General features: G+C 39.1%; 22 protein-coding genes. 6 read left to right on the top strand and 16 right to left on the bottom strand.

Features of this window, described 5'->3' with window-relative positions; translation table 11 throughout:
- Positions 1-6 precede the first annotated feature (6 nt).
- The 7 genes from D172_RS16570 to D172_RS16600 all read right to left on the bottom strand — a co-directional run bounded on the left by D172_RS16570 (position 7) and on the right by D172_RS16600 (position 4,614).
- Positions 7-369, bottom strand: a complete 363-nt coding sequence (locus tag D172_RS16570; RefSeq protein ID WP_007376405.1) for a response regulator — start codon at positions 367-369, stop codon at positions 7-9.
- A gap of 8 nt (positions 370-377) precedes the next feature.
- Entirely contained in the window at positions 378-650 is a 273-nt protein-coding gene (locus tag D172_RS16575; RefSeq protein WP_007376404.1) for an STAS domain-containing protein, read from the bottom strand.
- Between the two features lie 165 nt (positions 651-815).
- Positions 816-1,433 (bottom strand): SCO family protein, encoded by a 618-nt coding sequence (locus tag D172_RS16580; protein ID WP_007376403.1) that lies wholly within the window; start codon positions 1,431-1,433, stop codon positions 816-818.
- Entirely contained in the window at positions 1,430-2,359 is a 930-nt protein-coding gene (gene cyoE / locus D172_RS16585; RefSeq protein WP_007376402.1) for a heme o synthase, read from the bottom strand. The genes D172_RS16580 and cyoE overlap by 4 nt, the downstream gene beginning before the upstream one ends.
- Positions 2,360-2,371: 12 nt before the next feature.
- On the bottom strand, positions 2,372-3,361 hold the full coding sequence (locus D172_RS16590) for a COX15/CtaA family protein (protein ID WP_007376401.1): 990 nt from the start codon (positions 3,359-3,361) through the stop codon (positions 2,372-2,374).
- Positions 3,362-3,389: 28 nt separating this feature from the next.
- The gene (locus D172_RS16595; protein WP_007376400.1) at positions 3,390-3,884 is read right to left on the bottom strand and encodes a hypothetical protein; all 495 of its coding nucleotides are present in this window, start codon (positions 3,882-3,884) and stop codon (positions 3,390-3,392) included.
- Positions 3,874-4,614, bottom strand: a complete 741-nt coding sequence (locus D172_RS16600; RefSeq protein WP_007376399.1) for an SURF1 family protein — start codon at positions 4,612-4,614, stop codon at positions 3,874-3,876. The genes D172_RS16595 and D172_RS16600 overlap by 11 nt, the downstream gene beginning before the upstream one ends.
- A 14-nt stretch (positions 4,615-4,628) precedes the next feature.
- Between D172_RS16600 and D172_RS21895 the strand changes: the two genes are divergently transcribed.
- Complete coding sequence (locus D172_RS21895; RefSeq protein WP_083503347.1) at positions 4,629-4,937, top strand: DUF2909 family protein; 309 nt, start codon at positions 4,629-4,631, stop codon at positions 4,935-4,937.
- Here D172_RS21895 and D172_RS16605 read toward each other — a convergent pair.
- From D172_RS16605 to lexA, 5 genes are all read right to left on the bottom strand, one after another.
- Positions 4,840-5,715: a cytochrome c oxidase subunit 3 gene (locus D172_RS16605; protein ID WP_002959610.1), complete on the bottom strand. Its 876-nt coding sequence runs from the start codon at positions 5,713-5,715 to the stop codon at positions 4,840-4,842. The two genes, D172_RS21895 and D172_RS16605, sit on opposite strands and share 98 nt — an antisense overlap.
- A 35-nt stretch (positions 5,716-5,750) precedes the next feature.
- Complete coding sequence (locus D172_RS16610; RefSeq protein ID WP_007376398.1) at positions 5,751-6,281, bottom strand: cytochrome c oxidase assembly protein; 531 nt, start codon at positions 6,279-6,281, stop codon at positions 5,751-5,753.
- Positions 6,281-7,873 (bottom strand): cytochrome c oxidase subunit I, encoded by a 1,593-nt coding sequence (ctaD, locus tag D172_RS16615; protein WP_002959615.1) that lies wholly within the window; start codon positions 7,871-7,873, stop codon positions 6,281-6,283. Before ctaD ends, D172_RS16610 begins: the two co-directional genes overlap by 1 nt.
- The gene (gene coxB, locus D172_RS16620) at positions 7,873-9,015 is read right to left on the bottom strand and encodes a cytochrome c oxidase subunit II (RefSeq protein ID WP_007376397.1); all 1,143 of its coding nucleotides are present in this window, start codon (positions 9,013-9,015) and stop codon (positions 7,873-7,875) included. Before coxB ends, ctaD begins: the two co-directional genes overlap by 1 nt.
- A gap of 468 nt (positions 9,016-9,483) precedes the next feature.
- Entirely contained in the window at positions 9,484-10,101 is a 618-nt protein-coding gene (gene lexA / locus D172_RS16625; protein ID WP_007376396.1) for a transcriptional repressor LexA, read from the bottom strand.
- A 263-nt stretch (positions 10,102-10,364) separates the two neighbouring features.
- Here lexA and D172_RS16630 point away from each other — a divergent pair, with 263 nt between their 5' ends.
- The gene (locus D172_RS16630) at positions 10,365-11,855 is read left to right on the top strand and encodes a M12 family metallo-peptidase (RefSeq protein WP_007376395.1); all 1,491 of its coding nucleotides are present in this window, start codon (positions 10,365-10,367) and stop codon (positions 11,853-11,855) included.
- Positions 11,856-12,089: 234 nt separating this feature from the next.
- A complete protein-coding gene (locus D172_RS16635; RefSeq protein WP_007376394.1) occupies positions 12,090-12,530 on the top strand; it encodes a PaaI family thioesterase in 441 nt (146 codons plus the stop codon).
- 10 nt (positions 12,531-12,540) lie between these two features.
- Here D172_RS16635 and D172_RS16640 read toward each other — a convergent pair whose 3' ends face one another.
- The gene (locus D172_RS16640; protein ID WP_007376393.1) at positions 12,541-12,921 is read right to left on the bottom strand and encodes a hypothetical protein; all 381 of its coding nucleotides are present in this window, start codon (positions 12,919-12,921) and stop codon (positions 12,541-12,543) included.
- Positions 12,922-13,344: 423 nt separating this feature from the next.
- Here D172_RS16640 and D172_RS16645 point away from each other — a divergent pair, with 423 nt between their 5' ends.
- Positions 13,345-16,056 carry a TonB-dependent receptor gene (locus D172_RS16645; protein WP_007376391.1) on the top strand — a complete coding sequence of 904 codons (2,712 nt, stop codon included), beginning with the start codon at positions 13,345-13,347 and terminating at the stop codon, positions 16,054-16,056.
- Positions 16,057-16,248: 192 nt separating this feature from the next.
- The gene (locus tag D172_RS16650; protein WP_033023363.1) at positions 16,249-16,902 is read left to right on the top strand and encodes an endonuclease; all 654 of its coding nucleotides are present in this window, start codon (positions 16,249-16,251) and stop codon (positions 16,900-16,902) included.
- A 95-nt stretch (positions 16,903-16,997) separates the two neighbouring features.
- Here the strand turns inward: D172_RS16650 and hmpA are convergent, their stop codons facing one another.
- Together hmpA and D172_RS16660 are read right to left on the bottom strand one after the other, a co-directional pair.
- Positions 16,998-18,179, bottom strand: coding sequence for an NO-inducible flavohemoprotein (gene hmpA, locus D172_RS16655; protein WP_007376389.1), 1,182 nt, complete (start codon positions 18,177-18,179; stop codon positions 16,998-17,000).
- 21 nt (positions 18,180-18,200) lie between these two features.
- Positions 18,201-19,433 carry an NnrS family protein gene (locus tag D172_RS16660; protein ID WP_007376388.1) on the bottom strand — a complete coding sequence of 411 codons (1,233 nt, stop codon included), beginning with the start codon at positions 19,431-19,433 and terminating at the stop codon, positions 18,201-18,203.
- A gap of 279 nt (positions 19,434-19,712) precedes the next feature.
- On the opposite strand from D172_RS16660, the gene norR reads away from it, so the two are divergent.
- Positions 19,713-21,269 (top strand): nitric oxide reductase transcriptional regulator NorR, encoded by a 1,557-nt coding sequence (gene norR / locus D172_RS16665; RefSeq protein WP_007376386.1) that lies wholly within the window; start codon positions 19,713-19,715, stop codon positions 21,267-21,269.
- Between the two features lie 21 nt (positions 21,270-21,290).
- Here the strand turns inward: norR and D172_RS16670 are convergent, their stop codons facing one another.
- Positions 21,291-22,190, bottom strand: a complete 900-nt coding sequence (locus D172_RS16670; RefSeq protein ID WP_007376385.1) for a LysR family transcriptional regulator — start codon at positions 22,188-22,190, stop codon at positions 21,291-21,293.
- Positions 22,191-22,220 lie beyond the last annotated feature (30 nt).

The following is a 22,220-nucleotide window of genomic DNA, read 5'->3' on the forward strand; positions in this document are numbered from 1 at the left end:
CCTTCGCTAGCGAATAACCTTTTTAATAACGGCTAATAGCTGTTCTGGGTTAAACGGTTTAACTATCCAACCTGTTGCGCCAGCGGCTTTACCTTCTACTTTTTTTTCTAAGCCCGACTCTGTAGTGAGCATAAGTAATGGTGTAAATTTATAATTAGGTAAGCCTCGCAGCTCTCTAATCAACGTAATACCATCCATTATTGGCATGTTTACATCCGAAATTACGACATCAAAATCTTGTTGTTTAGCGATAGCTAACGCTTCACTTCCATCTTTTGCTTCAATTACATCAAACCCTGCTGTTTTTAGAGTAAAACTTACCATTTGACGCATTGATGCTGAGTCATCAACCGCTAAAATTTTTTTCATATTAATTCCTAACCTTTACTTTCAAGTATTAAGTAATGACTTAAACCGAGTTGCTCAATTGAATGTGTTAATGCTTCACTCGCCCCTACCCAAATTATTTTATGCTTAATGATAAGCAGATGTTTTTGCAAAGCACATAAAAGTTGAATTGAGGCAGTATCGGCAGACATTACATCGCTAATATCAAGACAAATATCATTATTACTATTGAGTTCTTTTAGTAAATCTTGATGCAGTGTTTCAGCTTGCATAATGACAAGTTCACGTGGAAGTTTTAACATTTAGTAAGTGCATTCCTTGTCAATTTATTTCATAACAAAAGCTTAGACCTAGTTATTAAAAATGCCATAAAAGGGCCTAAAAAAATTAAATTAATTTTTGTAACAGGAATGAAAAACAAAAAAAAGGAGCACAAAGCTCCTTTAAAATACATGAAAAGTTAAAAACTAGTTTTTATAGTAATCGGCTATTTTTTTAAATTCTTCAGTTAAAGTAGTCGCATTAATTAATGGCACACTACCTTGTTTAAATTCGGGTTTAAAAATAGCTCTTACGGCTCCATTTTGATCAACCATAGCGACCGAAGCACTATGATCAACTGCATATTCTGATTCACTACTATCGCTAATGGCGTAAATTAAGCCAAGCTCTCGAACAACTGGAAAAAGGTGTTTATGTTCCCCTGATACAGCTAAAAAATCAGGGTTAAAGTAATCTATATATTGCTTTCGTTTAGCTGGTGTATCGCGTTTTGGATCAACCGATAAAAACCAAACTTGTAGCGGATAATCTGCCTGTAAGTTTTTATAAACAGCATTTAACTTAGCTAGTGTTAATGGACAAATATCTGGGCAGCTTGTGTAGCCTAAAAATACTAAATTCCACTGTCCTAAAAATTGTTGCTTAGTCACTAATTCGCCGCGCTGATCGTTTAACGTAAAATCAGACAGTGGCTTTGCATTTTCGTAAACTAATGCATCTACATCAGGTGGACTATTTTCATTTGAACATGCTGATAAAAACAAAACTAAAACAACAATTAATCCAAGCCATAACTGCTTCATAAAGGGAGCCATTTATCTATAAATAAGATTACAAAGAGTACCATTAAATGAATAATCGAAAAACGAAATAAGTCCATTGCAGTCTCATCATTTCCAGCAATTTTTAATTTGACCGCCTTATATATAAACACTGCATTTAATACACATGCGCCTATTAAATAAATTACTCCAGACATACCGATTAAATAAGGCAATACGCAAACAACAGCGAGTAAAACAGAATAAGCAACAACGCAGGTTTTACAAAAATCGATACCATGGGTTACTGGTAACATAGGGATTTTAGCGCGTTCATAATCACTTTTTCGTGCTATAGCCAGCGCCCAAAAGTGTGGCGGAGTCCAGGTAAATATTATCATTACAAGTAACCAAGGGGCTGCTGCCATTTGGTTTGTTTCTGACACCCAACCTAATAATGGAGGCATTGCGCCAGCCAACCCACCTATAACAATATTTTGCGGTGTAGCACGCTTTAAAAATGATGTATAAACAAATGCATAACCTACCAATGCAAATAACGTTAATATAGCGGTTAAAGTATTAGCCCACACCATCAGCATAATAAAACCAGCAACCCCAATAACAGCTGCAAAACTAAGCGCGTGTGTTTTACTTAAACGCCCTTTAGCCACAGGGCGATGACGAGTCCGCGCCATTTTTGAGTCTATCTCACTATCAACCACGTGATTAATAACCGCTGCAGCAGCAGAAAGTAGCCCTATACCTAACAAGCTAATAAACTGTACAGCCATACCACGTCCTACATCAGGAGCCAGCGCTAAACCAACCCAAGCTGTTAGTACCAGCATGGCTACCACTTTAAATTTACTAATTGCTAAGTAGTCTTGCAGCAAATTATGAGTACGCGAAATTAGCGATTGAGTATTAACGGGTAGCAGTATTTTTTTATCAATTATAAGTGCCATTATATTTCCCCTTTATGTGCGTGATTTTAGGTAATAACACAACCTAACCATGCTTAATAACAGTAAGGCAGCCATCAAGTTATGCGCCAGTGCAACTCCCAACGGAATATGCAAATGTACTAAAATAAGCCCTAAGCTAATTTGGCAAAGCAGGACAAGTAATACGCTCACAACGCAATTTTTAATTTTTTTAGAGTACGCTTGGCTGTATATTTTCCACATAATTAGCGCCAGAACGATGCAAGTAACCAGTGCCCAAATACGATGTAATAAATGAATAGACATACGCGCTTGCTGCGATAACACACCAAACTCATAATTACTGTGCTCAAGTGGTAATTGAAATACGCTACTTAATGAAAACGGTTGTGCGTAATTACACAATGGCAAACCACTACAATGTGGAGCGGCGTAATTTGCAGCCAGCCAACCACCAAGTGCAATTTGGATAATTAATACACTGAGCGCTACTAAACTTAAACCGAAATAGCGTTTTGCGCCGCTATCGCCACCCATAATGGGTTTTGCGGTTAGCCGTAAATATAAAAGCGTTATAAGTGACAAAATACTAAAGCCACCTAATAAGTGGCCCATTACAATAAGCGGCTGAAGGTTCATGGTTACTGTCCACATACCAAGGGCAGCCTGAAACACCACGAGTAGAAGTAAAGCCAAAGGCAATTTAACTGGCGTAGTTGGATATTGGCGCTTTAAAAAAGCCAACACAAATAAACCTAAAATAAGTAAACCTAAAGCACCTGCAAAGTAGCGATGAATCATTTCTTTCCACGCTTTTGCGGTTTCGAACATCATATCGGGGTAGCTTTGAGTTGCTAAGGCTATGTCAGCCTCATGCTTAGGTACCGTTAAAAAGCCGTAACAGCCAGGCCAATCGGGGCACCCTAATCCTGCATCACTTAAGCGGGTGTACGCACCTAAAGCAACTACAATCAAAGCGAGTAATCCTGTTATTAATACTAAGTTTTTATAATTTTTATACATCAGATACTCCAACTTAAGCTCAACTTAGTTAGCTAGAACGAGAATAGTTAAGTAATTTTTTTAGATCTTTTAATAACCCTTTTTGTACTAAACGGTTTTCTTGTGGCTCGGCCTTAAAGGGATATTCAAGTACCACTAACCCCATATGATCAATTAAATACAAACTTGCAGGATTTAAACTCTGTTGCTCGGTAATAATTTTCCATGGTAGATTTTTATTGTTGGGACTTCCCATTACAGCCATATCAACCTTGCCTTGGTTTTTACCAAGTGCCACATATAAGTTATTCAGTGCATTGAGTTGTTCGCTGCATGGGGTGTTACATTCGTTTGAATAATTAAGTGCGATAGTCCATTGCTTGGGATTATTTTTCGGCCAATTTTTAAGTTTTATTTCTTGGCTTAAAAACTCGCCATTATTAGTAATTGCAGTAGGCAACCAATCAAACTTTAATGCGCCATATGCCAAAATTAATGGGATAGCGCAGCAACCCACAAACAACAAAAGGGGATTATTTTTCATTATGTGTCCTTTTTTTACTCGCAAAAATAGCCACAACAGCACATGCAGTAGCAATTAAAAACCATTGCACAGCGTAGGCATTATGCTTTTGAGGGCTCATAACAACGGCCTCATAATGAGGTGTTGCAATCTCATCACCAGTACCTTGTCTGTAAGCCATAAAATTAATTAATGATTGCTGGCTTTGAGTGCTCAACATATTCAAGTCGATAGATTGGATTCTTGGAGGTAAGTCGTTATTTGTAGTTTCATCTTCAAGCGTAAAGCTACTTAAGTTATTTTCTTTTATTTGCGCTTTAAGAATAAAAATACCTGTAGGCAGAGTAACCTTTGGCAGTGCATCTCTAGATATAGGCGCTTTTACCCATCCTAAATTAACTAAAATCACTTTTTCTTCGCTGTCTGGCTTTAGTAAAGCAAGTAGGTCGTACCCTACTTGTCCGTTATAAACTTGATTATCTAAAAGCCAATATTGGCTTTGTACAAACCGCCCTTTTAACTCAACCAATACACCAGTTTTGTTCCAGCTATCAGGCAGGTTAAGTAATTGAGACCAGCTCATCACACCACGAGTCTGTTGCTTAGCTATGGCGGTTAGCTGTTGCTGCTTTTGCTCACCTCGCTCCAACTGCCAAAACCCTAATCGCACACACACAAGTACAACAACCACAACCATACAAAGTGTGATTAGTGAGCTAAGCTTTTGTTTGTGCCATAAAACTAACTGCATAAAGGGTCAACTCAGTGATTATTAAAATTATTATCGTACTGTTGTTAATATTTATACTTTTTAACTTATTTAGAGCATTGTTTATTATGGTGTCAGGGAAAACAGGGGGACGACCTATGTCTCACTTTTTAGGTCGTCGCGTATTGTTTTCGGTCGTTGTTTTAGTTGTTGTTATTGCAGCGCTTAAACTTGGTTTTATTAAAGCAAATAATTCGCCAATAAACGCTACAGCACATATACAAATACAAACAAACACAGCCACACCACATCTACAAAGTGCCAATACCAAGCAGCTGCTTGAAAAGCAAAGTGCTTATCTTTAGTAAAGTGTCCTTTTAATATCCGTAAAAATATTACAAATAAAAGTACGGTTCCTAGCGTTACATGCATGCCATGAAAACCAGTCAATAAAAAGAACGTATTACCGTAAATACCCGCATCTAGCGTTAGGTTAAGGTCATTATATGCATGCATGTACTCCTCAACTTGCAGCCCTAAAAAGCAAACACCCAATAAAATAGTAGCGCCTAAAAAAACCTTAAGTGGAGTACGTTTATTGTTTTCCATCGCTACGTGGGCAAAATGCAAAGTAACGGAGGAAGTAAGCAGTATTAAGGTATTTATAAGTGGTAAGCCTTGCCAGCCCATAGCTTGAGTAGTTTCGCCAGCAGGTGTTGAAACAAGCGGCCAAACGGCTTCAAAAGTAGGCCATAATACCTCGTTAGTCATTGCATTATTGCCTGCACCTCCAAGCCAAGGTACCGACAATACGCGTGCATAAAAAAGCGCACCAAAAAAGGCCATAAAAAACATAACTTCAGAAAAAATAAACCAGCTCATACCTTGTCTAAAAGACCGATCCATTTGTGCTGAGTACAAACCTTGGTCCGATTCACTAATTACATTTTTAAACCAGCTAAACAACATATACACAAGTACAGCAATACCGGCATAAAGCAGATAAACCCCGCTACCACCTTCTTTACCTACACTCATAACTGTTAAGCCTGCCCCTACTGCAATAAAAAACAATGCAACAGCACCTACAATAGGCCACGGGCTTTGTTCTGGTACATAATAATGCTCATATTCTTGATTCATTTTATTTACTCCTAGTTTCACACTAGTTTAAAAAGCTAGTTATTACTTGCCACCAGCTGTTCACTAATATCAAATACGGTATAAGATAAAGTTAATTCTTCAATGTCGCTTGGCAGTGCGGTATCAACATAAAAAAGCAATTTAAATTCAAGTTCTTCCCCTGCTTTTAGAGGTTGCTGATCAAAGCAAAAACAGGCTATTTTATGTAAATACTTTGCCGCTTTACCTGGTGAGACTGATGGTACAGCCTGCATTACTTTATCTAGGTTGCTGTTATTTTTTGCAGTAAACATTACTTCACGCATTGCACCGGGTTTTACCACTACACTGTATTCTTTTGATTTAACTTCAAACGGTGCACCACTTTGTGCGTGAGTAGTAAAGCTAACGCCAACTTCTCGGTTTTGTACTATTTTTGTACTTTGCTCTGCTTGCTCAAGCGAAGGCTTTCCATTAAGCCCTGTTACATCACAAAACACGTCATACAAAGGTACTAAAGCAAAGGCAAAGGCAAACATGCCTATGCAAATAAGTACCAAACGTTTGAGTAGCGGTGCGTGTGTCATTACTTAATTACCGGCGGCGTAGAAAAAGTATGATATGGCGCTGGAGAGTCAACTTCCCACTCAAGCCCTTCTGCCCCTTCCCATACTTTTGCAGGCACTTTATCACCGCCACGCGCGCATTTAATTACCACAGCTACAAACAACAATTGCGATAAACCAAAGGCAAACCCACCAATACTTATAATTGCATTAAAGTCGGCAAATTGAAGAGCGTAATCGGGAATCCGACGCGGCATACCGGCAAGCCCTACAAAATGCATAGGAAAAAACAGTACGTTCACGCTCACCAGCGATAGCCAAAAATGCCATTTAGCCAATGTGATATTAAACATATTGCCTGTCCACTTGGGCAGCCAGTAATAGGCCCCCGCCATTATCGAAAATACAGCCCCTGTTACTAATACATAATGAAAGTGCGCCACTACAAAATAAGTATCGTGATATTGAAAGTCAGCAGGTGTAATTGCCAGCATCAATCCCGAAAAACCACCTAAGGTAAACAGCACAATAAACGCAATACTAAAAAGCATTGGCACTTCAAAAGTTATTGAGCCTTTCCACATTGTGGCAACCCAATTAAATACTTTTACTCCTGTAGGTACCGATATAAGCATGGTCGCGTACATAAAAAACAACTCGCCAGCGACCGGCATCCCAGTAGTAAACATATGATGAGCCCATACAATAAAGCTCAATAGTGCTATGGAGGATGTGGCGTATACCATTGAGGCATAGCCAAAAAGTTTTTTACGAGAAAAGGTAGGTACTATTGTAGATATAATGCCAAAGGCAGGAAGAATCATTATGTACACTTCAGGGTGACCAAAAAACCAAAAAATGTGCTGAAACATCACCGGGTCGCCACCGCCTGCAGCATCAAAAAAGCTGGTCGCAAAGTACTTATCGGTAAGTACCATAGTGACAGCCCCTGCAAGCACTGGCATTACCGCAATTAATAAAAAGGCAGTAATTAACCACGTCCATACAAATAAGGGCAACTTCATCCATGTCATGCCGGGGGCACGTAGGTTCACTATGGTTACAATCACATTGATTGCGCCCATTATTGAGCTAATCCCCATAATATGTACGGCAAATACAAACAATGCAGTATTATCATTACTGTATGTTGTGGACAATGGTGCATAAAAAGTCCAGCCAAATGCAGGGCCCCCACCAGGCATAAATAACGATGCCAATAGGATTAAAAACGCAAACGGTAAAATCCAAAAGCTCCAGTTATTCATTCTTGGCAATGCCATATCTGGCGCGCCAATCATGAGTGGTATCATCCAGTTAGCAAGGCCTGTAAAGGCGGGCATAACCGCACCAAACACCATAATTAAACCATGCACTGTGGTCATTTGATTAAAAAAGTGAGGGTCGACCAACTGTAAGCCTGGTTGAAATAATTCAGCCCTGATCACCATAGCCATTGCGCCACCAATTAAGAACATGGTCAGCGAAAAAATTAAATATAAACTACCTATATCTTTATGATTAGTTGTGTAAAGCCAGCGTTTAAAACCTTTAGCTGGGTGATGAGCATGATGAGCTTCATTGGCGTTAGGTTGTTCTACTATGCTACTCATTAGTTCGCCTCCACTTTGGCATCAAGTGCTGTCTGTATTTGACTCGGTTGAATAACATCACCCGTATCATTACCCCACGCATTACGTTTATAAGTAATAACCGCAGCTAATTGCTTTATAGATAACTGCTTGGCAAAAGCTTGCATTGCCGTACCGGGTCGTCCATGGATAACTACATCAATGTGATCTTTTATATCGCCAAGCACTATCGGACTGCCTTTAAGTGCAGGAAATACACCCGGTAACCCCATGCCCGTAGGCTGATGGCACGCTGCACAATTAGCCATATATACTTGTTCGCCTAAAGTCATTAACTCTTCTTTTGGGAGGGTTTTATCAAGTAATGCGGCATCTGCCAGCGCAGCTTTCTGCTTCGCCTGCTTTGCATCTGCAAGCCATGTTTTAAAATCAGCCTCAGATTTAACGACCACCACAACGGGCATAAAGCCATGGTCTTTACCACACAACTCAGCACATTGGCCTCGGTAAGTACCTTCTTCGTTAATATTGGTCCATGTTTCGTTTATAAAGCCGGGGTTCGCATCTTTTTTAACTGCAAAATCAGGTACCCACCAAGAGTGAATAACATCATCTGAAGTCATTAAAAATCGTACTTTTTGATTTATTGGCAGTACAAGAGGCTTATCAACCTCAAGTAAGTAGTTAGGGTTTTTATCTGCAAGATTCGCGATTTCATCTTGCGGGGTAGATAAAATAGAGTAGAACTCTACATCTTCGCCCATATATTCATAATGCCATTTCCATTGCGAACCCGTAATTTTAATAGTGAGATCAGCTTTACTGGCATCTTCCATTGCAATAAGGGTTTTAGTGGCTGGTACTGCCATAGCAATTAAAATAACAAACGGAATTGCAGTCCAAAGTATTTCTACTTTAGTGCTTTCGTGAAATTGGGCAGGTACAGCCCCTTTAGATTTACGGTGATGAATAAGTGCCCAAAACATAATTGCGAACACTATCACCCCAATCACACAACATATTATAAATATGGTCATGTGCAGCTGATATACATTATTGCTTATATCGGTTACGCCTTTGCGCATATTGTATTGGCTGTTCGCCAAAACTGAGTGCGAAAAAACACATAATATAAGCCACAAGGTAGAGGTCAGTTTACCCATGTGACGGCTCCTTTGATGCTATTGCGAATGCAAAGCGAAGAGGCATACGGCTTAAACGCCAATTCGTTATTTTTATTTTTTTAGCCAATCTTATTTAATATTGATTGGTTTTGCTGCGCCAACAACGAGTTTGTGTATATTGTGTGTTCTCAAAACTAAAAAGCTGTGAGTTATTATTAGCTCAGCACATTAATAATTAGCTAAAAAACGAACAACAAGCAAGTTTTAGTATAAAAAACAATCAGGTGATATTGAGTAATTAATAAAAAATCAGTAATCAACTAATCAACAGGAAGTTCGAAATATGAGCAAAACAAAGGGGTTTAACGCATTCGGAGGAGGAAAATATAAGTGCAAAAAAATTTACAGCTAAAATAATTAGTGGGCTGTTTACGTCCTATTTTTAGTGCTAATGTTAAAACAAAAATGCGTGCTAAAAAGCACGCATTTATAAAAATAAATTAAAAACTACATCCAATCAGCGTTACGAATAACTCCAACGGCTAAACCTTCTATATTAAAAGATTCATTTTCTAGATCAACTTCAATTGGCGAAAAGTCGTCATTCTCAGCATGCAATAATACTTTTCGGCCTGCTTTTTCAAACCGCTTTACGGTAACATCATCATCAACACGAGCAACTACAACTTGTCCATTTTCTGCAACTTGAGTTTTATGCACAGCTAACAAATCACCATCCATAATACCTATATCTTTCATGCTCATACCGTTAACGCGCAATAAAAAATCAGCAGCCGGTTTAAACATTAATGGATCAATTTTACAATGACTCTCAACGTGCTCTTGCGCCAAAATAGGCTCTCCCGCTGCGACTCGCCCGATAAGAGGTAAACCTAACTGTTCAGGCTCTTCTTCCTCAACAAGTTGAATACCTCGGCTTGCACCTGGTTTCATCTTAATAGCACCTTTTTTAGCAAGCGCTTTTAAATGCTCTTCAGCAGCATTGGCACTTTTAAAGCCTAATGTTTGTGCAATTTCAGCACGTGTAGGAGGCATACCAGTGTCTTTAATAAAAACTTTAACTAATTCGAGAATTTGAGCTTGGCGCTTCGTTAATGGTCGCATACAACTGGTTTTCCATACAGTACATTTAACTGTGAGTATATACAGTTAAATAAAAATCGCAAATTTAAATTACATTGATTGCTTGCTGTTAATAAATCACTTTTACACTTATGTAGAAACAACGAATGTTTACATAAAATAAACATTTGTATCTTTATATTTACGATTAAGGGCTAATTTGATGACAGCCACATGTTAATAAATTGAAAACAACTTATTAACATGTACACTTTATGTGTACAAACACTTAAAAGGATTATCAAATGAAAAAATATTCACCATTGTTTATTGGCTTATTGTTTAGCGGCTATGCGTATGCCCAAGTCCCACTTTTCGAAGTGCAGCACTCTAACTTTACGCAAAACATTAATAAAGAAGGTAATGCTCAATCTCAATTTGGGCAACCGCTTTTCGAACTAAGCGCAAAAACCAATGCATTCTTTTTACCTGTTCAGGGAAGTGACATTGAATTTATCAAAAGTACAGCAAGTACATCAGCAACTGGTAACTTAATCTGGGTAGGTAAAAGCTTAGATGGTGACGAAGTAACACTGATAAAATCTACAAAGGGGATTTCTGGTACGATAAAGGTAAATGAACATGTTTATAAATTGCAACCGAATAAACATTCTGGTCATAATTTTATTGAATTAGATCCTGCCAAGCAACCTGCTGAGCATGCACCCGATTATCAACAATCTAATAACACTATTTCAATCAGTGAACAAATTTTAACAGAACAAAGCTTCCAAACAGCTATGGCAACTAACGCGCAAAGCAATATTAGCTTACTCGTTTTATACACCCCAGCCGCAGAACAAAAATCTAGTGATATTAATAGCTTGATTGATCTTGCAATAGTAGAGACTAATCAGGGTTACCAAAACTCAGGTGTCAATGCAGTTGTTAGTTTGGCCCATGTAAGCCGAGTTAATTATACTGAAGCTACAAATTCAGGTACGGATTTAAATCGTTTAGCTGCCAAAAACGATGGTTATATGGATGAAGCGCACACACTACGAGATCAATACGGTGCTGATGTAGTCATATTAATAAACGACGTTAACGGCTACTGTGGCCAAGCCAAAGCAATTGGTGCAAATGCTAACAGCGCATTTGCGATGGTTGATTATGACTGTGCAACCGGCTATTACTCTTTCGGTCATGAAATTGGTCATTTACAAGGTGCTCGTCATAACCCTGAAAACGATCCATCAACATCTCCTTATTCGTTCGGCCATGGTTATCAGCAACCTCAATCACAATGGCGTTCAGTAATGGCTTATAACTGTACAAATAACTGCACAAGAATCAATTACTGGTCAAATCCAAACAAATCATACAGCGGAAGTGTTATGGGAACTCCATCAAAACACGATAACGCTAGAGTCTTAAATTTAACAAACCCAACAATTGCAAATTTTAGATCTGCATCTAGCCCACCGGTAAATAACAATACACTGCAAAATAACCAATCTATCGTTGTTAGTGGTGATCGAAACAGTGAGCAATTGTTTACTTTTACAGTGCCAAGTGAAGCTGAGCAAGTCACATTTTCGACCTCTAATGGCACTGGGGATGTTGACCTACATGTAAAATATAATGCAATTGCAACGAGCAGTAACTACGATTGCCGACCGTATAAAAACGGAAATAATGAAAGCTGTAGCGACACCCGCACTGGTAATTACTCTATTATGATTAAAGGCTACAGTGCTTTTAGTAATGTCGAGTTAATAGCTAGTTACCAATAAAAGATCTGGCTAAGTATAAGCAAGTAACATTATGCTGCTTGCTTATATTTAGCCTAGGGCGATTTCTTCTTTACTGCTCGATTGTATCAATAAACTACGATATCCCTATTATTACTTCTTACTATCCGCCTCACGCTATCTGGCTATAAATTTAGATCCACTTTTTTATTTTCATTATCTTAACTTTATGAAAATATAAGCCATATTTTTACTACTATTTTAAAAGGTAAGCTTATGAGTATTTGGTATCAACCTGTTACTTTAGAGTTTTGCAAACAGCTAGATGAGGGTATAAACGGCCAAGGTACACTAATGAAAACCATGGGAATTGAAATTACCGAAATTGGTGATGATTACCTCGTAGCAACTATGCCTGCCATACCAGCGCATCACAATCCAATGGGCATGTTGCATGGAGGAGCCAATGTAGTGCTTGCCGAAACAGTAGCAAGTTATGCAGCTAACTTCGTAGTCGACTTCACTCAGTTTTATTGTGTCGGACAAGAAATTAGCGCCAGTCACTTAAAAGCATCTCGTAATGGTACTTTAACAGCCACCGCAAAAGCGTTTCATATTGGTAAGCGTAGTTCAGTCTGGGAAATAAAAATTACTAATAGTCGAAACGAGCTTTGCTGCGTATCAAGAATGACCGCAGCCGTAGTAGAGCGAAGATAATTACTTACTGTTACTTTTCGATTGGGTAAATTGTAATTTCCATACCCGCACCAATAGCAGATATACGTAATAATGTATCTGCATCTAAAGCTTGGTTAAAACACTTAGGCGATGTGCCTGATTCAAAACCAATATCAAATGTTCTACGTGAACAACTTAGCCATTGCTTTAACGCATTACGCGAACACGATTCTATAAGCTCACAGATATGGTTAATTGCTTTATCTGGTGTACCTACTTCACCTGTAGCTTCAATGCGGGCTAACTGACGGTATTCGTCTTTGTCATAATGTAAAACTGTAGCGACTTTTTTTAAGTCTGCCACTAGCACGCTAATATCCTGCTTTGATTCAAGCTCTAGATCTACATTTAAAAATTGAATTTCCGACATTGTTTGGTATTTATCCTCTAATGATTACACCGCAAACTTTAACGCAGTTTTACTTTTATACCAAATCAACTATGTAATATAAGCTGTTTTATATGGTAAATAGATAGTTTTACGCATTTATAATCCATTATTTAATATTTATCATTTTTAAGTACAAACAATACTTTTTTATAAACTCCATGGCCTGTTGACCTTTGAGGATTAAAATTAAGTGAATTATTGTTTAAAAAAGTATAAAAAATAACCTTGACTTTCATATGCCACCGGTGGCATTTTAAATATGCGGGTTAAATACACTGTTTAAAGAGGTGTATTTAAATAAAGCCAAACACACCTCACTCATATTTACGCTTACTTATAACACAAAAAATAAGTGCAAAATCTGAACTGAGTGGCATTACCTAAATTCAGCAGGAACACACAATGAAAACGTCAAAAAGATTCACTCTCAGGCCACTTAATTACATTATTAGTGCATTATTAATTAGCACGACAGCTCAAATCAGTGCTGAAGAAGCCGAACAAACAAATATAAAAAAGAAAAGTGAAATTGAGTTAATCGAAGTTACAGGCTTTAGATCATCACTTAATAAATCGCTGGCTACCAAAAGGTTTGAAGTAAATACCACGGAATCAATTGCAGCCGAAGACATTGGTAAATTTCCAGATTTAAATATCGCAGAGTCACTACAGCGGATCCCTGGTGTCGCAATTTCGCGAGAAGGAGGAGAAGGACGTCAAATTACTCTACGTGGTTTAGGCCCATCTTTTACCCGCTCAACCCTTAATGGTATGGAAGTTCCTGCTAGTACAGATGGGACTGATTCGGGTGGTGGTGTAAATGGCGGAAGAGCATTTGACTTCAACGTTTTTGCATCAGAGCTATTCAATCGCGTTGATATTCAAAAATCACCAACAGCTGCAACCGAAGAAGGAGGTATTGCAGGTACTGTCGATATGTATTCAGCAAAACCTTTTGATTCCCCCGGTCTTCATGTAGCTGCGTCGGCACAGGCAGGCTATAACGATTTAACAGAAGAGACAGACCCTAGAATGGTATTTATGATCAGTAATACATTTGCTGACGATACCTTTGGGGCTTTATTCTCTGTCGCTAAATCAGAGCGCACAGTTCGCCAAGAAGGTTTTGGTACTGTTCGCTGGACAACCCCCGTCAAAGACGGCGGCGGTGTCTATGCTGACACATCAAATACTGACGTTATTGGCACTACTGATGTGGGAAATTGTGAATTTGAAGGTGAGCAAGTTGATGATGTAAATTGCCTATGGACTCCTCGACTTCCCCGCCCTGATTTTTTTGGTAATGAACAAGATAGATTAGGTTTTACAGGCTCATTACAGTATGCGCCTAACGATGACTTAGTAATTACCTTCGATACCTTGCATTCTACCCTCGACAACAGTCGTACGATGTATAATTTCTTCGAAATGTTCAGAAATACATTTAGCGAGATCACTCCAGACTCTATTACAGTTGCCGAAAATGGAAAACAAATTCAGGCAGGTACATTTAGTGGAGTAAAGTCCCGTGCAGAAAGCCGTCAACAGGTATCTAAAACAAAATTTAAACAGTATGTGTTATCTGGTAAATACCACCTATCTGACTACTTAAAATTAGATGCAATGATCGGCACCGCTGAGTCAAGTGCTCGCTCTGAGCAATATCGTTATAATATGACCAGCAATACACCTCATACCGTCTCAATTGATTTTGGAAATAGCGCAAATACTGCAGTGATGGATTATGGCTATGATAATTTAGATGCAAGTTCATTTAATTTAACAGACGGTCGACTTCGTGCTACGGATGTACTCAGAAAAAATGATACTGCCAAATTAGATTTAACTTACGAAACAGACTTTATGAGCATCAAAGGTGGGGTTGCTTATAACGATAGAACAGTAAACTATGATGAATCGCAAATTAATGGATTTCCGGATCAAGAGTCAGCCGTCGGCTTTTCACAATTAATGCCTTTCGATGATTATGGTTCAGGCTATGATGGTACGTTGCCGCAATTTATTGTGGCCGATTTTGATGCAATTGAATCACAACTACTCAATAAAGAGTGGACGGCGCGAAGTGCACAAAGCTGGGAAGTTGAAGAGGAAACCATCGCTGCTTATATTCAATCAGATTTTGAATATGAAATATCTGATATGCTCCTACGAACAAATGTAGGCTTACGTTATGTAAAAACAGAAACAACATCAACGGGCTTTATTCAAAGCGATCCTGTTGAAATTGAAAATAGTTACGATAATGTTTTACCTGTTTTAAATTTAGCACTGGATGCAACGCAAGATGTTGTTGTACGTTTAGGGTTATCCAAAACCATGACTCGTCCAAGCCTTGGCTCACTAAACCCAGGTAACCCATCATTCTCCTATTTAAATGGAACAGTCAGTGCGGGTAATCCATTTTTAGACCCATTCACCTCAACAAATACTGATTTAGGTATCGAATGGTATTTTGATGAAGAGTCGCTACTTGCTTTAACTGGTTTTTATAAAGATATAGGTACTTTCATCACCAGCTCAACTGAGGAAAAATTAGTTGACCCTGCATACTTACCTTTCATTGATAACGATCCGCAATACGATCCATCAAGTGCACTTGACCCAAGAACAACACCCTACACCCATTACGTACCTGTAAATGGCAAGGGAACTGTTGTTAAAGGTATTGAGCTAATATATCAACAGCCATTTAGCTTTTTACCGGGGTTATTAAAAAATACCGGTATTGTTTCTAACTACACTCACGTATCCGCAGGAGAAATAACGGGGCTTTCTAAAAATTCATATAATTTCACACTTTATTACGAAGAAGAAAATTATGGCGCTCGCGTTTCAATGAATAAACGCGATAACTACATTACTGATTATACTGGCAGTAATGGTAATGCTGAAGAAGCAACAACAGGTCCAGCACATTATGACCTTTCTGCTTTTTATAACCTCAATGACAATGTAACCGTAACATTTGAAGCTATTAACTTAACCGATGAATACGAGCGCTTGTATACCACTGGTGACGGAACTCTTAATTTACCACGAGAGTATAACCATACTGGTAGGCAATTCTTTTTAGGTATTCGCTATAGTATGTAAGTAAATATCTTAACCAAAGCTCAGGTTAAATAGCTTATACAAAGCTGATAGTTTCCCCGCACTATCAGCTTTTTTACAAAAATAAAAAGAGCAAGTACCAGTAACCATTTCAAGCTAAATTCTAAGTCTCCTTTATCTTTTTTAATCAACAGCTTAAACTAGCCATTCCTGTAGTTCACATATGTGATGGATATGACTCGATTTATTCTGGCCTTATTGGCTTGTTTTTTGTGTGCTTCGGTATCGGCGGAGCAGTTCACCCGTTTTTCTACTGCAAAAAAACACCTTATTAAAACCCTACCTGACAACGCTAAAAGCATCTACTGCGGCTGCGACATTAAAAAAGAAGGTAAAAAACTCGTTCCAGATCCCGCAAACTGTGGTTACGTTCCGAGAAATACGCTTACACGCTCAGGTAAGATAAACGTGCGAGCACTACGCATTGAGTGGGAACACATTGTTCCGGCGTGGGAATTTGGTCATCAACTACAATGTTGGCAAGATGGCGGGCGAAAAAATTGTAGAAAAGTAAGTGCTAAATTTAGAAAAATGGAAGCCGATATAAACAACTTAGCGCCAGCTATTGGCGAAATTAATGCCGATCGCTCCAATTATCGATTTGGCATGCTTAACGAAAACGCCACACAGTATGGCCGCTGCGAAGTAAAAGTAAACTTTAAACAACGTGTAGTTGAACCGCCTGTTTATGCGCGAAAACGTATAGCCGACACCTATGCTTATATGCAAAGAACCTACGGTTTAAAGATATCAGATAAGCAACAAAAGCTCTTTAATGCATGGCAAAAACAAACGTTTGCAGCGCAAAGTGATACTAAAAAGCTATAATTTAATTGGTTGCGCACTATTGAGTAAACCTTATAGTGCGCGATTAAGTTAGTAGGCTAAATACTTATCTAAAATATGCCCACTTTTAAACGGTATTATAAGTCTTGATGCGGGCCAAATATTTCGTAATGAATATGCTCACTTTTAACACCGAGCCCAAGTAATTGGTTTTTTATAAATGCCATGAACCCCGCAGGGCCACACAAGTAAAAGTCGCCATTACTCAATGGTAGCTGTGCTTGTACTGCGTTTAAGCTCATTAACCCAGTAAAGTCAGCGCCCTCTGTCGCTTGATTAAACCACGTTATTGTTTGCAAGTGGTTATTCTGCGCTGTTAGATCATTTAAATATTTTGAAAACGAGTGCTGCTGAGTATTTTCGCAGGCATGTAAATACATAATCTCTTGATTAGAATTATCACTTAATAACGTTTCAAGCATAGCCAGCATTGGTGTTTGCCCAACACCTGCTGAAATGAGAACCACTGGACTTGTGTTATTGCGTAAAAAGAAGTCTCCTGCCGGCGGGTATAACTCAACAATAGTTCCTTGCTCTAATGAGTGTAAATAATTAGACACCATGCCAGGCTTTGGCTGTAGCTCTTTTTTAACACTAATACGGTAGTTTTTAGCGTTACTTTTTTGCGAAATAGAATACTGGCGAGTTTCTTCATATTTGGCGCCCTCTGGCTTAACTTTAATACCTAAATACTGCCCTGGTTTATGTGTAATAACAGCTTCGCCATCAACTGGCGTAAGTGTAAAGCTTGTTACTAGTTCTGATTCAGCCTGTTTGTTGGTTATTTTAAATTGGCGAGTTCCCGCCCAACCACCGTGTTTATTTTTACTGTGCTCATACAAAGCAGCTTCTTCGGTTATACAAATATCAGCAAGCACGCCGTAAGCTTCGCGCCAAGCGTATTCAACATCGGGAGTAAATTGCTCAGGAATAAGCTCTTTTAATGTACCAATTAAATGCGCACCTACAATAGGGTAATGCTCAGGTAAAATATTCAAGCTTGTATGCTTATGATTAATACGTGTTAGCGCTTCTTTTAATACGGCTAAATTATCAATATTTTGTGCATACGCAGCCAATGCATTAAAAAGTGCAAATTGCTGACGACCTGTATCTTGATTCGCCATATTAAAAATATTTTTAAGCTCAGGATTATGACTAAATAAACGCTTATAAAAATGATCGGTAACAACCGTACCCGCCTGCGCTAATAACGGAACTGTGCTTTTTACAATCTCAATGGTTTTATCAGATAACATATGTGTTTTCCTATGGGTAAACTAACCACGGCGCCCATCAACACGACGCCGCGTTAATATAGGTGTGCAGTGAATTAAAAATAATGAAAAAGCCACTAACCACAGCAAAGCACTTATTTGCCAAGCAAGGTGAGGCCCAATAATAAAAGGGAGTAATGAACGAGTAATGGCGGCCACAAGCAAAAACGCAAAAGCAACAGCCATGTAATGAGGAATAGCGAGTGTACGCCCTGTATGACCATGTGATACACGCGTCATCATTGCTAAAATCATCATACCTATTGTGCCAATAGTGATTAAGTGCAGCGCATCTTTAAATTGTATTGCACTGCTATAAAAGCTTATTGCCACCAGCATCAAACCAACACCTAGAGCAAGGTACGAAAAATGCAAAGACCATAACAAAGGTACTCTCAATACCTTGCTATCCCACCAACAACCAGCCCTGACCAGATGAAGCACAGCAACCGTTGCAACAACCAACGCAGGATTAATCGTGTTCAAAAACAACTTGTCGATAAAAAATAAAGTGATAGCCACAATAGATAAATACATCACCGCTTTATCTATTTTAGGAGTGCGAACTTGCTCGGTTAAACCCAGACCTTTAGCGGTAAAAAATGGTAGAACGCGACCCGCAACAATGCCAACTAGTAAAGTAATAACCAGTACTGCGGTATCAACCACACCAAGTGCAAGTTGCATGTTTTTCTGTAAAATAAGTATTAAATGCAATACATTGAGCCCACAAAGCACTGCTAAAATAGCTAAAAATGGATAGTTACTTTTGCTATTGGCTTTTAATAACATATTAGCCAACGCGACTATGGCGCCTAACCACCAAATAACTTGTAATGTAAGTGCAGCATATAAATTAAAATGAGCAATATCAGGCAGTACTACAAAAAATGCTAAGCGTGCTGCAAGCCATATAAACGCAAGCCACATAAGAGCTTTGCCACTTATGCTCGGTACACCTGTCCATGTTTGTGCAGCGGTAAGTAAAAAACCAACAGCTACAACTCCCGCAAAGCCAAACAGCATTTCGTGCGCGTGCCATAATGTAGCGGGTATCGATAAGTGCCAACTTGCATGGCCTGTTAAAATAAGTAGCCAATACCCCACCGACAAAAATGCTAATAAACCACCACCCAAAAAGAAAGACCGAAAAGCAAGCATCCATAACGGCCATTGAGATACTTGATGAATAGCAACGCGTGTTGGCATTGGCTCAGTTAAGTTTATAGGGCGCATTATCGTACCTCCTGCCCTAAACCATACTGATCAAAAAAGTTCTCAGCGCACGCTAGTGCCTCATACAGTGAACTAAACTGTGTTTGATTATTTAAATTATTCAGCATTAGAGTGTTCATGGCGATCTCTGTAACTAACTACGTTACTTAGCTATTACACATACTGTGCCAACAACTTTATTCATTTAAATTCAATAAGTTAAATTAAACCACTTTACACTATGAGTCTTTATGACCTACTATAAATTAACTCATAAAAACACAAACAGGTCATTTTGACATGAACCAGCAATTCAACCTTACCCAAGTTGCTCTAGAGCTTGCTCAAAGTACACTGCACGAGCATAGTTTTGATCAATTACTAGCAACGGTTGAGCGGGTGATTCCTAGTGATGCAAGTGCGTTATTAGTGCTTCAGGGCGAGCAATTAAAACCACTGGCAATTAAAGGATTAATGCCCGACAGTTTAGGCAGACGATTTAAAATAGCAGAGCACCCTCGCCTAGAAGCTATTTGCAAAAGCACACTTGCGCTGCAATTTGCGCACGACTGCCCACTACCCGATCCATACGACGGATTACTATTAGCTAAAACCGGCGACATACCGGTACATGCATGTTTAGGTTTACCTCTTTATGATAAAAACGCGCTACTTGGCGTACTTACGTTCGATAGCCTTAACGCCAATGCATTTAACAGCATAAGTGCTGATACACTCAATACTTTACAAACGCTGTGTAGTGCACACTTTAAAACGGCCTTAGAACTTGCCCATTACAAACAGCATGCACAGCACTCAAGTGCATTAGTACAAGAACTAAATCGTGAAGCATTAACACGGGACGGCGGTGAAATTATTGGTCAAAGCCCGCTAATGCAAACACTTAAAAACGACATTAAACTCGTTGCAGCATCTAACTTTAGCGTGCTGATATTAGGTGAAACAGGGGTAGGGAAAGAACTTGTTGCGCGTAACATTCACTTAAACTCAACCCGAAAAGATCAACCGCTTATTCACTTAAATTGTGCATCACTTCCCGAAAACCTTGCCGAAAGTGAATTTTTTGGTCATGCAAAAGGGGCTTTTACAGGCGCACAAAATGCGCGCCAAGGTAAATTTCAATTAGCTGATGGCGGCACGTTATTTTTAGATGAAATTGGCGAACTGCCCCTTGCCATGCAAAGTAAACTATTACGAGTGCTACAAAGCGGCGAAATACAAACGGTAGGAGAAGACACACCAAAATACGTAGATGTACGCGTTGTTGCTGCAACCAACAGAAATTTAAAAGAAGAAGTAGCTCAAGGTCGCTTTAGAGCCGATTTATACCATCGCCTCAGTGTCTACCCTATTACTGTGCCACCACTTAGTAAACGCGAGCACGACATAACACTCTTAGCTGGTTATTTTATTGAGCAAACAGCCCGTAAATTAGGGATAAAACAATTAAAACTAAGCCCCGAAGCGCAAGCATTACTTAATCAGTACAGCTGGCCAGGTAACGTGCGCGAGCTTGAACATGTCATTAGCCGCAGCGCCCTAAAAGCAAAACAAAGCCAATGGCAAAATCCAATAATAACCATTACAAGCGAGCACTGTGATTTGACACCGAGTGCGCCGCAAAACTCTCTAGTAGCAAGCCAAAGTACAACCAACACCTTAATCAACCAACCTTTAAAGCAAGCTGTAGAATCGTTGCAATACAACGTAATTACTGAGCAATTAAAGAAGCATAACTACAACTGGTCAGCAGCAGCAAGAGTGCTTGAATTAGATAGGGCTAACTTAGTACGCTTGGCTAAACGCCTAGGGATAGAAGTGAAAAAAACACTATAATCATTTAAAACGCTGCTAAAACTATTGATTAGCAGCTAACTTACTAAAATGTGTTTTTAGCAACCCTGCAAAAGCTTGTACTTTAGCAGTGCGATGCACTAAGTGATGCGTGACTAACCATACATCGGTAGGCCAGCTTAACTCACTGTGTAATATAGGCACTAAATCAGGATATTGCGCCGCTACGTCATGCTGCAATCCGCCAATGCCTAGCCCTTTAATTATTGCACGAGTCGCCTCTGCGGTTTCAGATACTCGCAGCTTTATTTGCGATGCGGGAATATGTTCATCAGCCCACGCAAAATAAGGCACGCGGGCATTAAAACCTGCCACACCCGATACAAAATTATGCTGTTGTAAATCACTTAATAATTTAGGCATGCCGTATTTATTAATATAACGTTTATTAGCGTATAAGCCCGATGAAAGCTGCGCCAAATGTTGAGCAATATAATCGCCTTCATCAGGCCTTGGGCCTGCACGCACAGCAATATGTGCTTGCCCGTGATCGAGCCTTAGCCTTTTTTGTTCTAAAATAACTTCTAACTGCACATGCGGGTGTAACGCTTGAAACTGCTCACACACATCGCCAAGTATATCCATAAAACCGCTTACCGTAGTTAACAACAAACTCCCTCTAAGTGTACTGTCTGCCGAAGCAATATCGTTATGAAGCTGCTCTAACGAACTATGAATAGTCTGCGCCGTTGCAAATAACTTAGTGCCAATTTCAGTTACTTTGTAGCCACGCGCATGGCGATGAAAAAGCCGTGTATTCAAGTTTTTTTCAAGATTATTAATTCGTCTAAGCACTGTGCTGTGGTGTACATTAAGCTCTTCTGCTGCCGCTGTTAACGTGCCTAAACGTGCTACTTCAAAAGCAACTTTAACGTCTTGCCAATCTTCAAACTTTATCGCCATGCTGCCTACCTTTTACTTATGTGCATATAC

The organism is Pseudoalteromonas sp. Bsw20308, from assembly GCF_000310105.2.
In the GTDB taxonomy this organism is placed as follows: domain Bacteria; phylum Pseudomonadota; class Gammaproteobacteria; order Enterobacterales; family Alteromonadaceae; genus Pseudoalteromonas; species Pseudoalteromonas fuliginea.

Excerpts from the sequence above, each read along its gene's own strand:
- D172_RS16570 (WP_007376405.1), bottom strand. The coding sequence starts at position 369 with ATGAAAAAAATTTTAGCGGTTGATGACTCAGCATCAATGCGTCAAATG.
- D172_RS16575 (WP_007376404.1), bottom strand. The coding sequence starts at position 650 with ATGTTAAAACTTCCACGTGAACTTGTCATTATGCAAGCTGAAACACTG.
- D172_RS16580 (WP_007376403.1), bottom strand. The coding sequence starts at position 1,433 with ATGAAGCAGTTATGGCTTGGATTAATTGTTGTTTTAGTTTTGTTTTTA.
- cyoE (WP_007376402.1), bottom strand. The coding sequence starts at position 2,359 with ATGGCACTTATAATTGATAAAAAAATACTGCTACCCGTTAATACTCAA.
- D172_RS16590 (WP_007376401.1), bottom strand. The coding sequence starts at position 3,361 with ATGTATAAAAATTATAAAAACTTAGTATTAATAACAGGATTACTCGCT.
- D172_RS16595 (WP_007376400.1), bottom strand. The coding sequence starts at position 3,884 with ATGAAAAATAATCCCCTTTTGTTGTTTGTGGGTTGCTGCGCTATCCCA.
- D172_RS16600 (WP_007376399.1), bottom strand. The coding sequence starts at position 4,614 with ATGCAGTTAGTTTTATGGCACAAACAAAAGCTTAGCTCACTAATCACA.
- D172_RS16605 (WP_002959610.1), bottom strand. The coding sequence starts at position 5,715 with ATGAATCAAGAATATGAGCATTATTATGTACCAGAACAAAGCCCGTGG.
- D172_RS16610 (WP_007376398.1), bottom strand. The coding sequence starts at position 6,281 with ATGACACACGCACCGCTACTCAAACGTTTGGTACTTATTTGCATAGGC.
- ctaD (WP_002959615.1), bottom strand. The coding sequence starts at position 7,873 with ATGAGTAGCATAGTAGAACAACCTAACGCCAATGAAGCTCATCATGCT.
- coxB (WP_007376397.1), bottom strand. The coding sequence starts at position 9,015 with ATGGGTAAACTGACCTCTACCTTGTGGCTTATATTATGTGTTTTTTCG.
- lexA (WP_007376396.1), bottom strand. The coding sequence starts at position 10,101 with ATGCGACCATTAACGAAGCGCCAAGCTCAAATTCTCGAATTAGTTAAA.
- D172_RS16630 (WP_007376395.1), top strand. The coding sequence starts at position 10,365 with ATGAAAAAATATTCACCATTGTTTATTGGCTTATTGTTTAGCGGCTAT.
- D172_RS16635 (WP_007376394.1), top strand. The coding sequence starts at position 12,090 with ATGAGTATTTGGTATCAACCTGTTACTTTAGAGTTTTGCAAACAGCTA.
- D172_RS16640 (WP_007376393.1), bottom strand. The coding sequence starts at position 12,921 with ATGTCGGAAATTCAATTTTTAAATGTAGATCTAGAGCTTGAATCAAAG.
- D172_RS16645 (WP_007376391.1), top strand. The coding sequence starts at position 13,345 with ATGAAAACGTCAAAAAGATTCACTCTCAGGCCACTTAATTACATTATT.
- D172_RS16650 (WP_033023363.1), top strand. The coding sequence starts at position 16,249 with ATGACTCGATTTATTCTGGCCTTATTGGCTTGTTTTTTGTGTGCTTCG.
- hmpA (WP_007376389.1), bottom strand. The coding sequence starts at position 18,179 with ATGTTATCTGATAAAACCATTGAGATTGTAAAAAGCACAGTTCCGTTA.
- D172_RS16660 (WP_007376388.1), bottom strand. The coding sequence starts at position 19,433 with ATGCGCCCTATAAACTTAACTGAGCCAATGCCAACACGCGTTGCTATT.
- norR (WP_007376386.1), top strand. The coding sequence starts at position 19,713 with ATGAACCAGCAATTCAACCTTACCCAAGTTGCTCTAGAGCTTGCTCAA.
- D172_RS16670 (WP_007376385.1), bottom strand. The coding sequence starts at position 22,190 with ATGGCGATAAAGTTTGAAGATTGGCAAGACGTTAAAGTTGCTTTTGAA.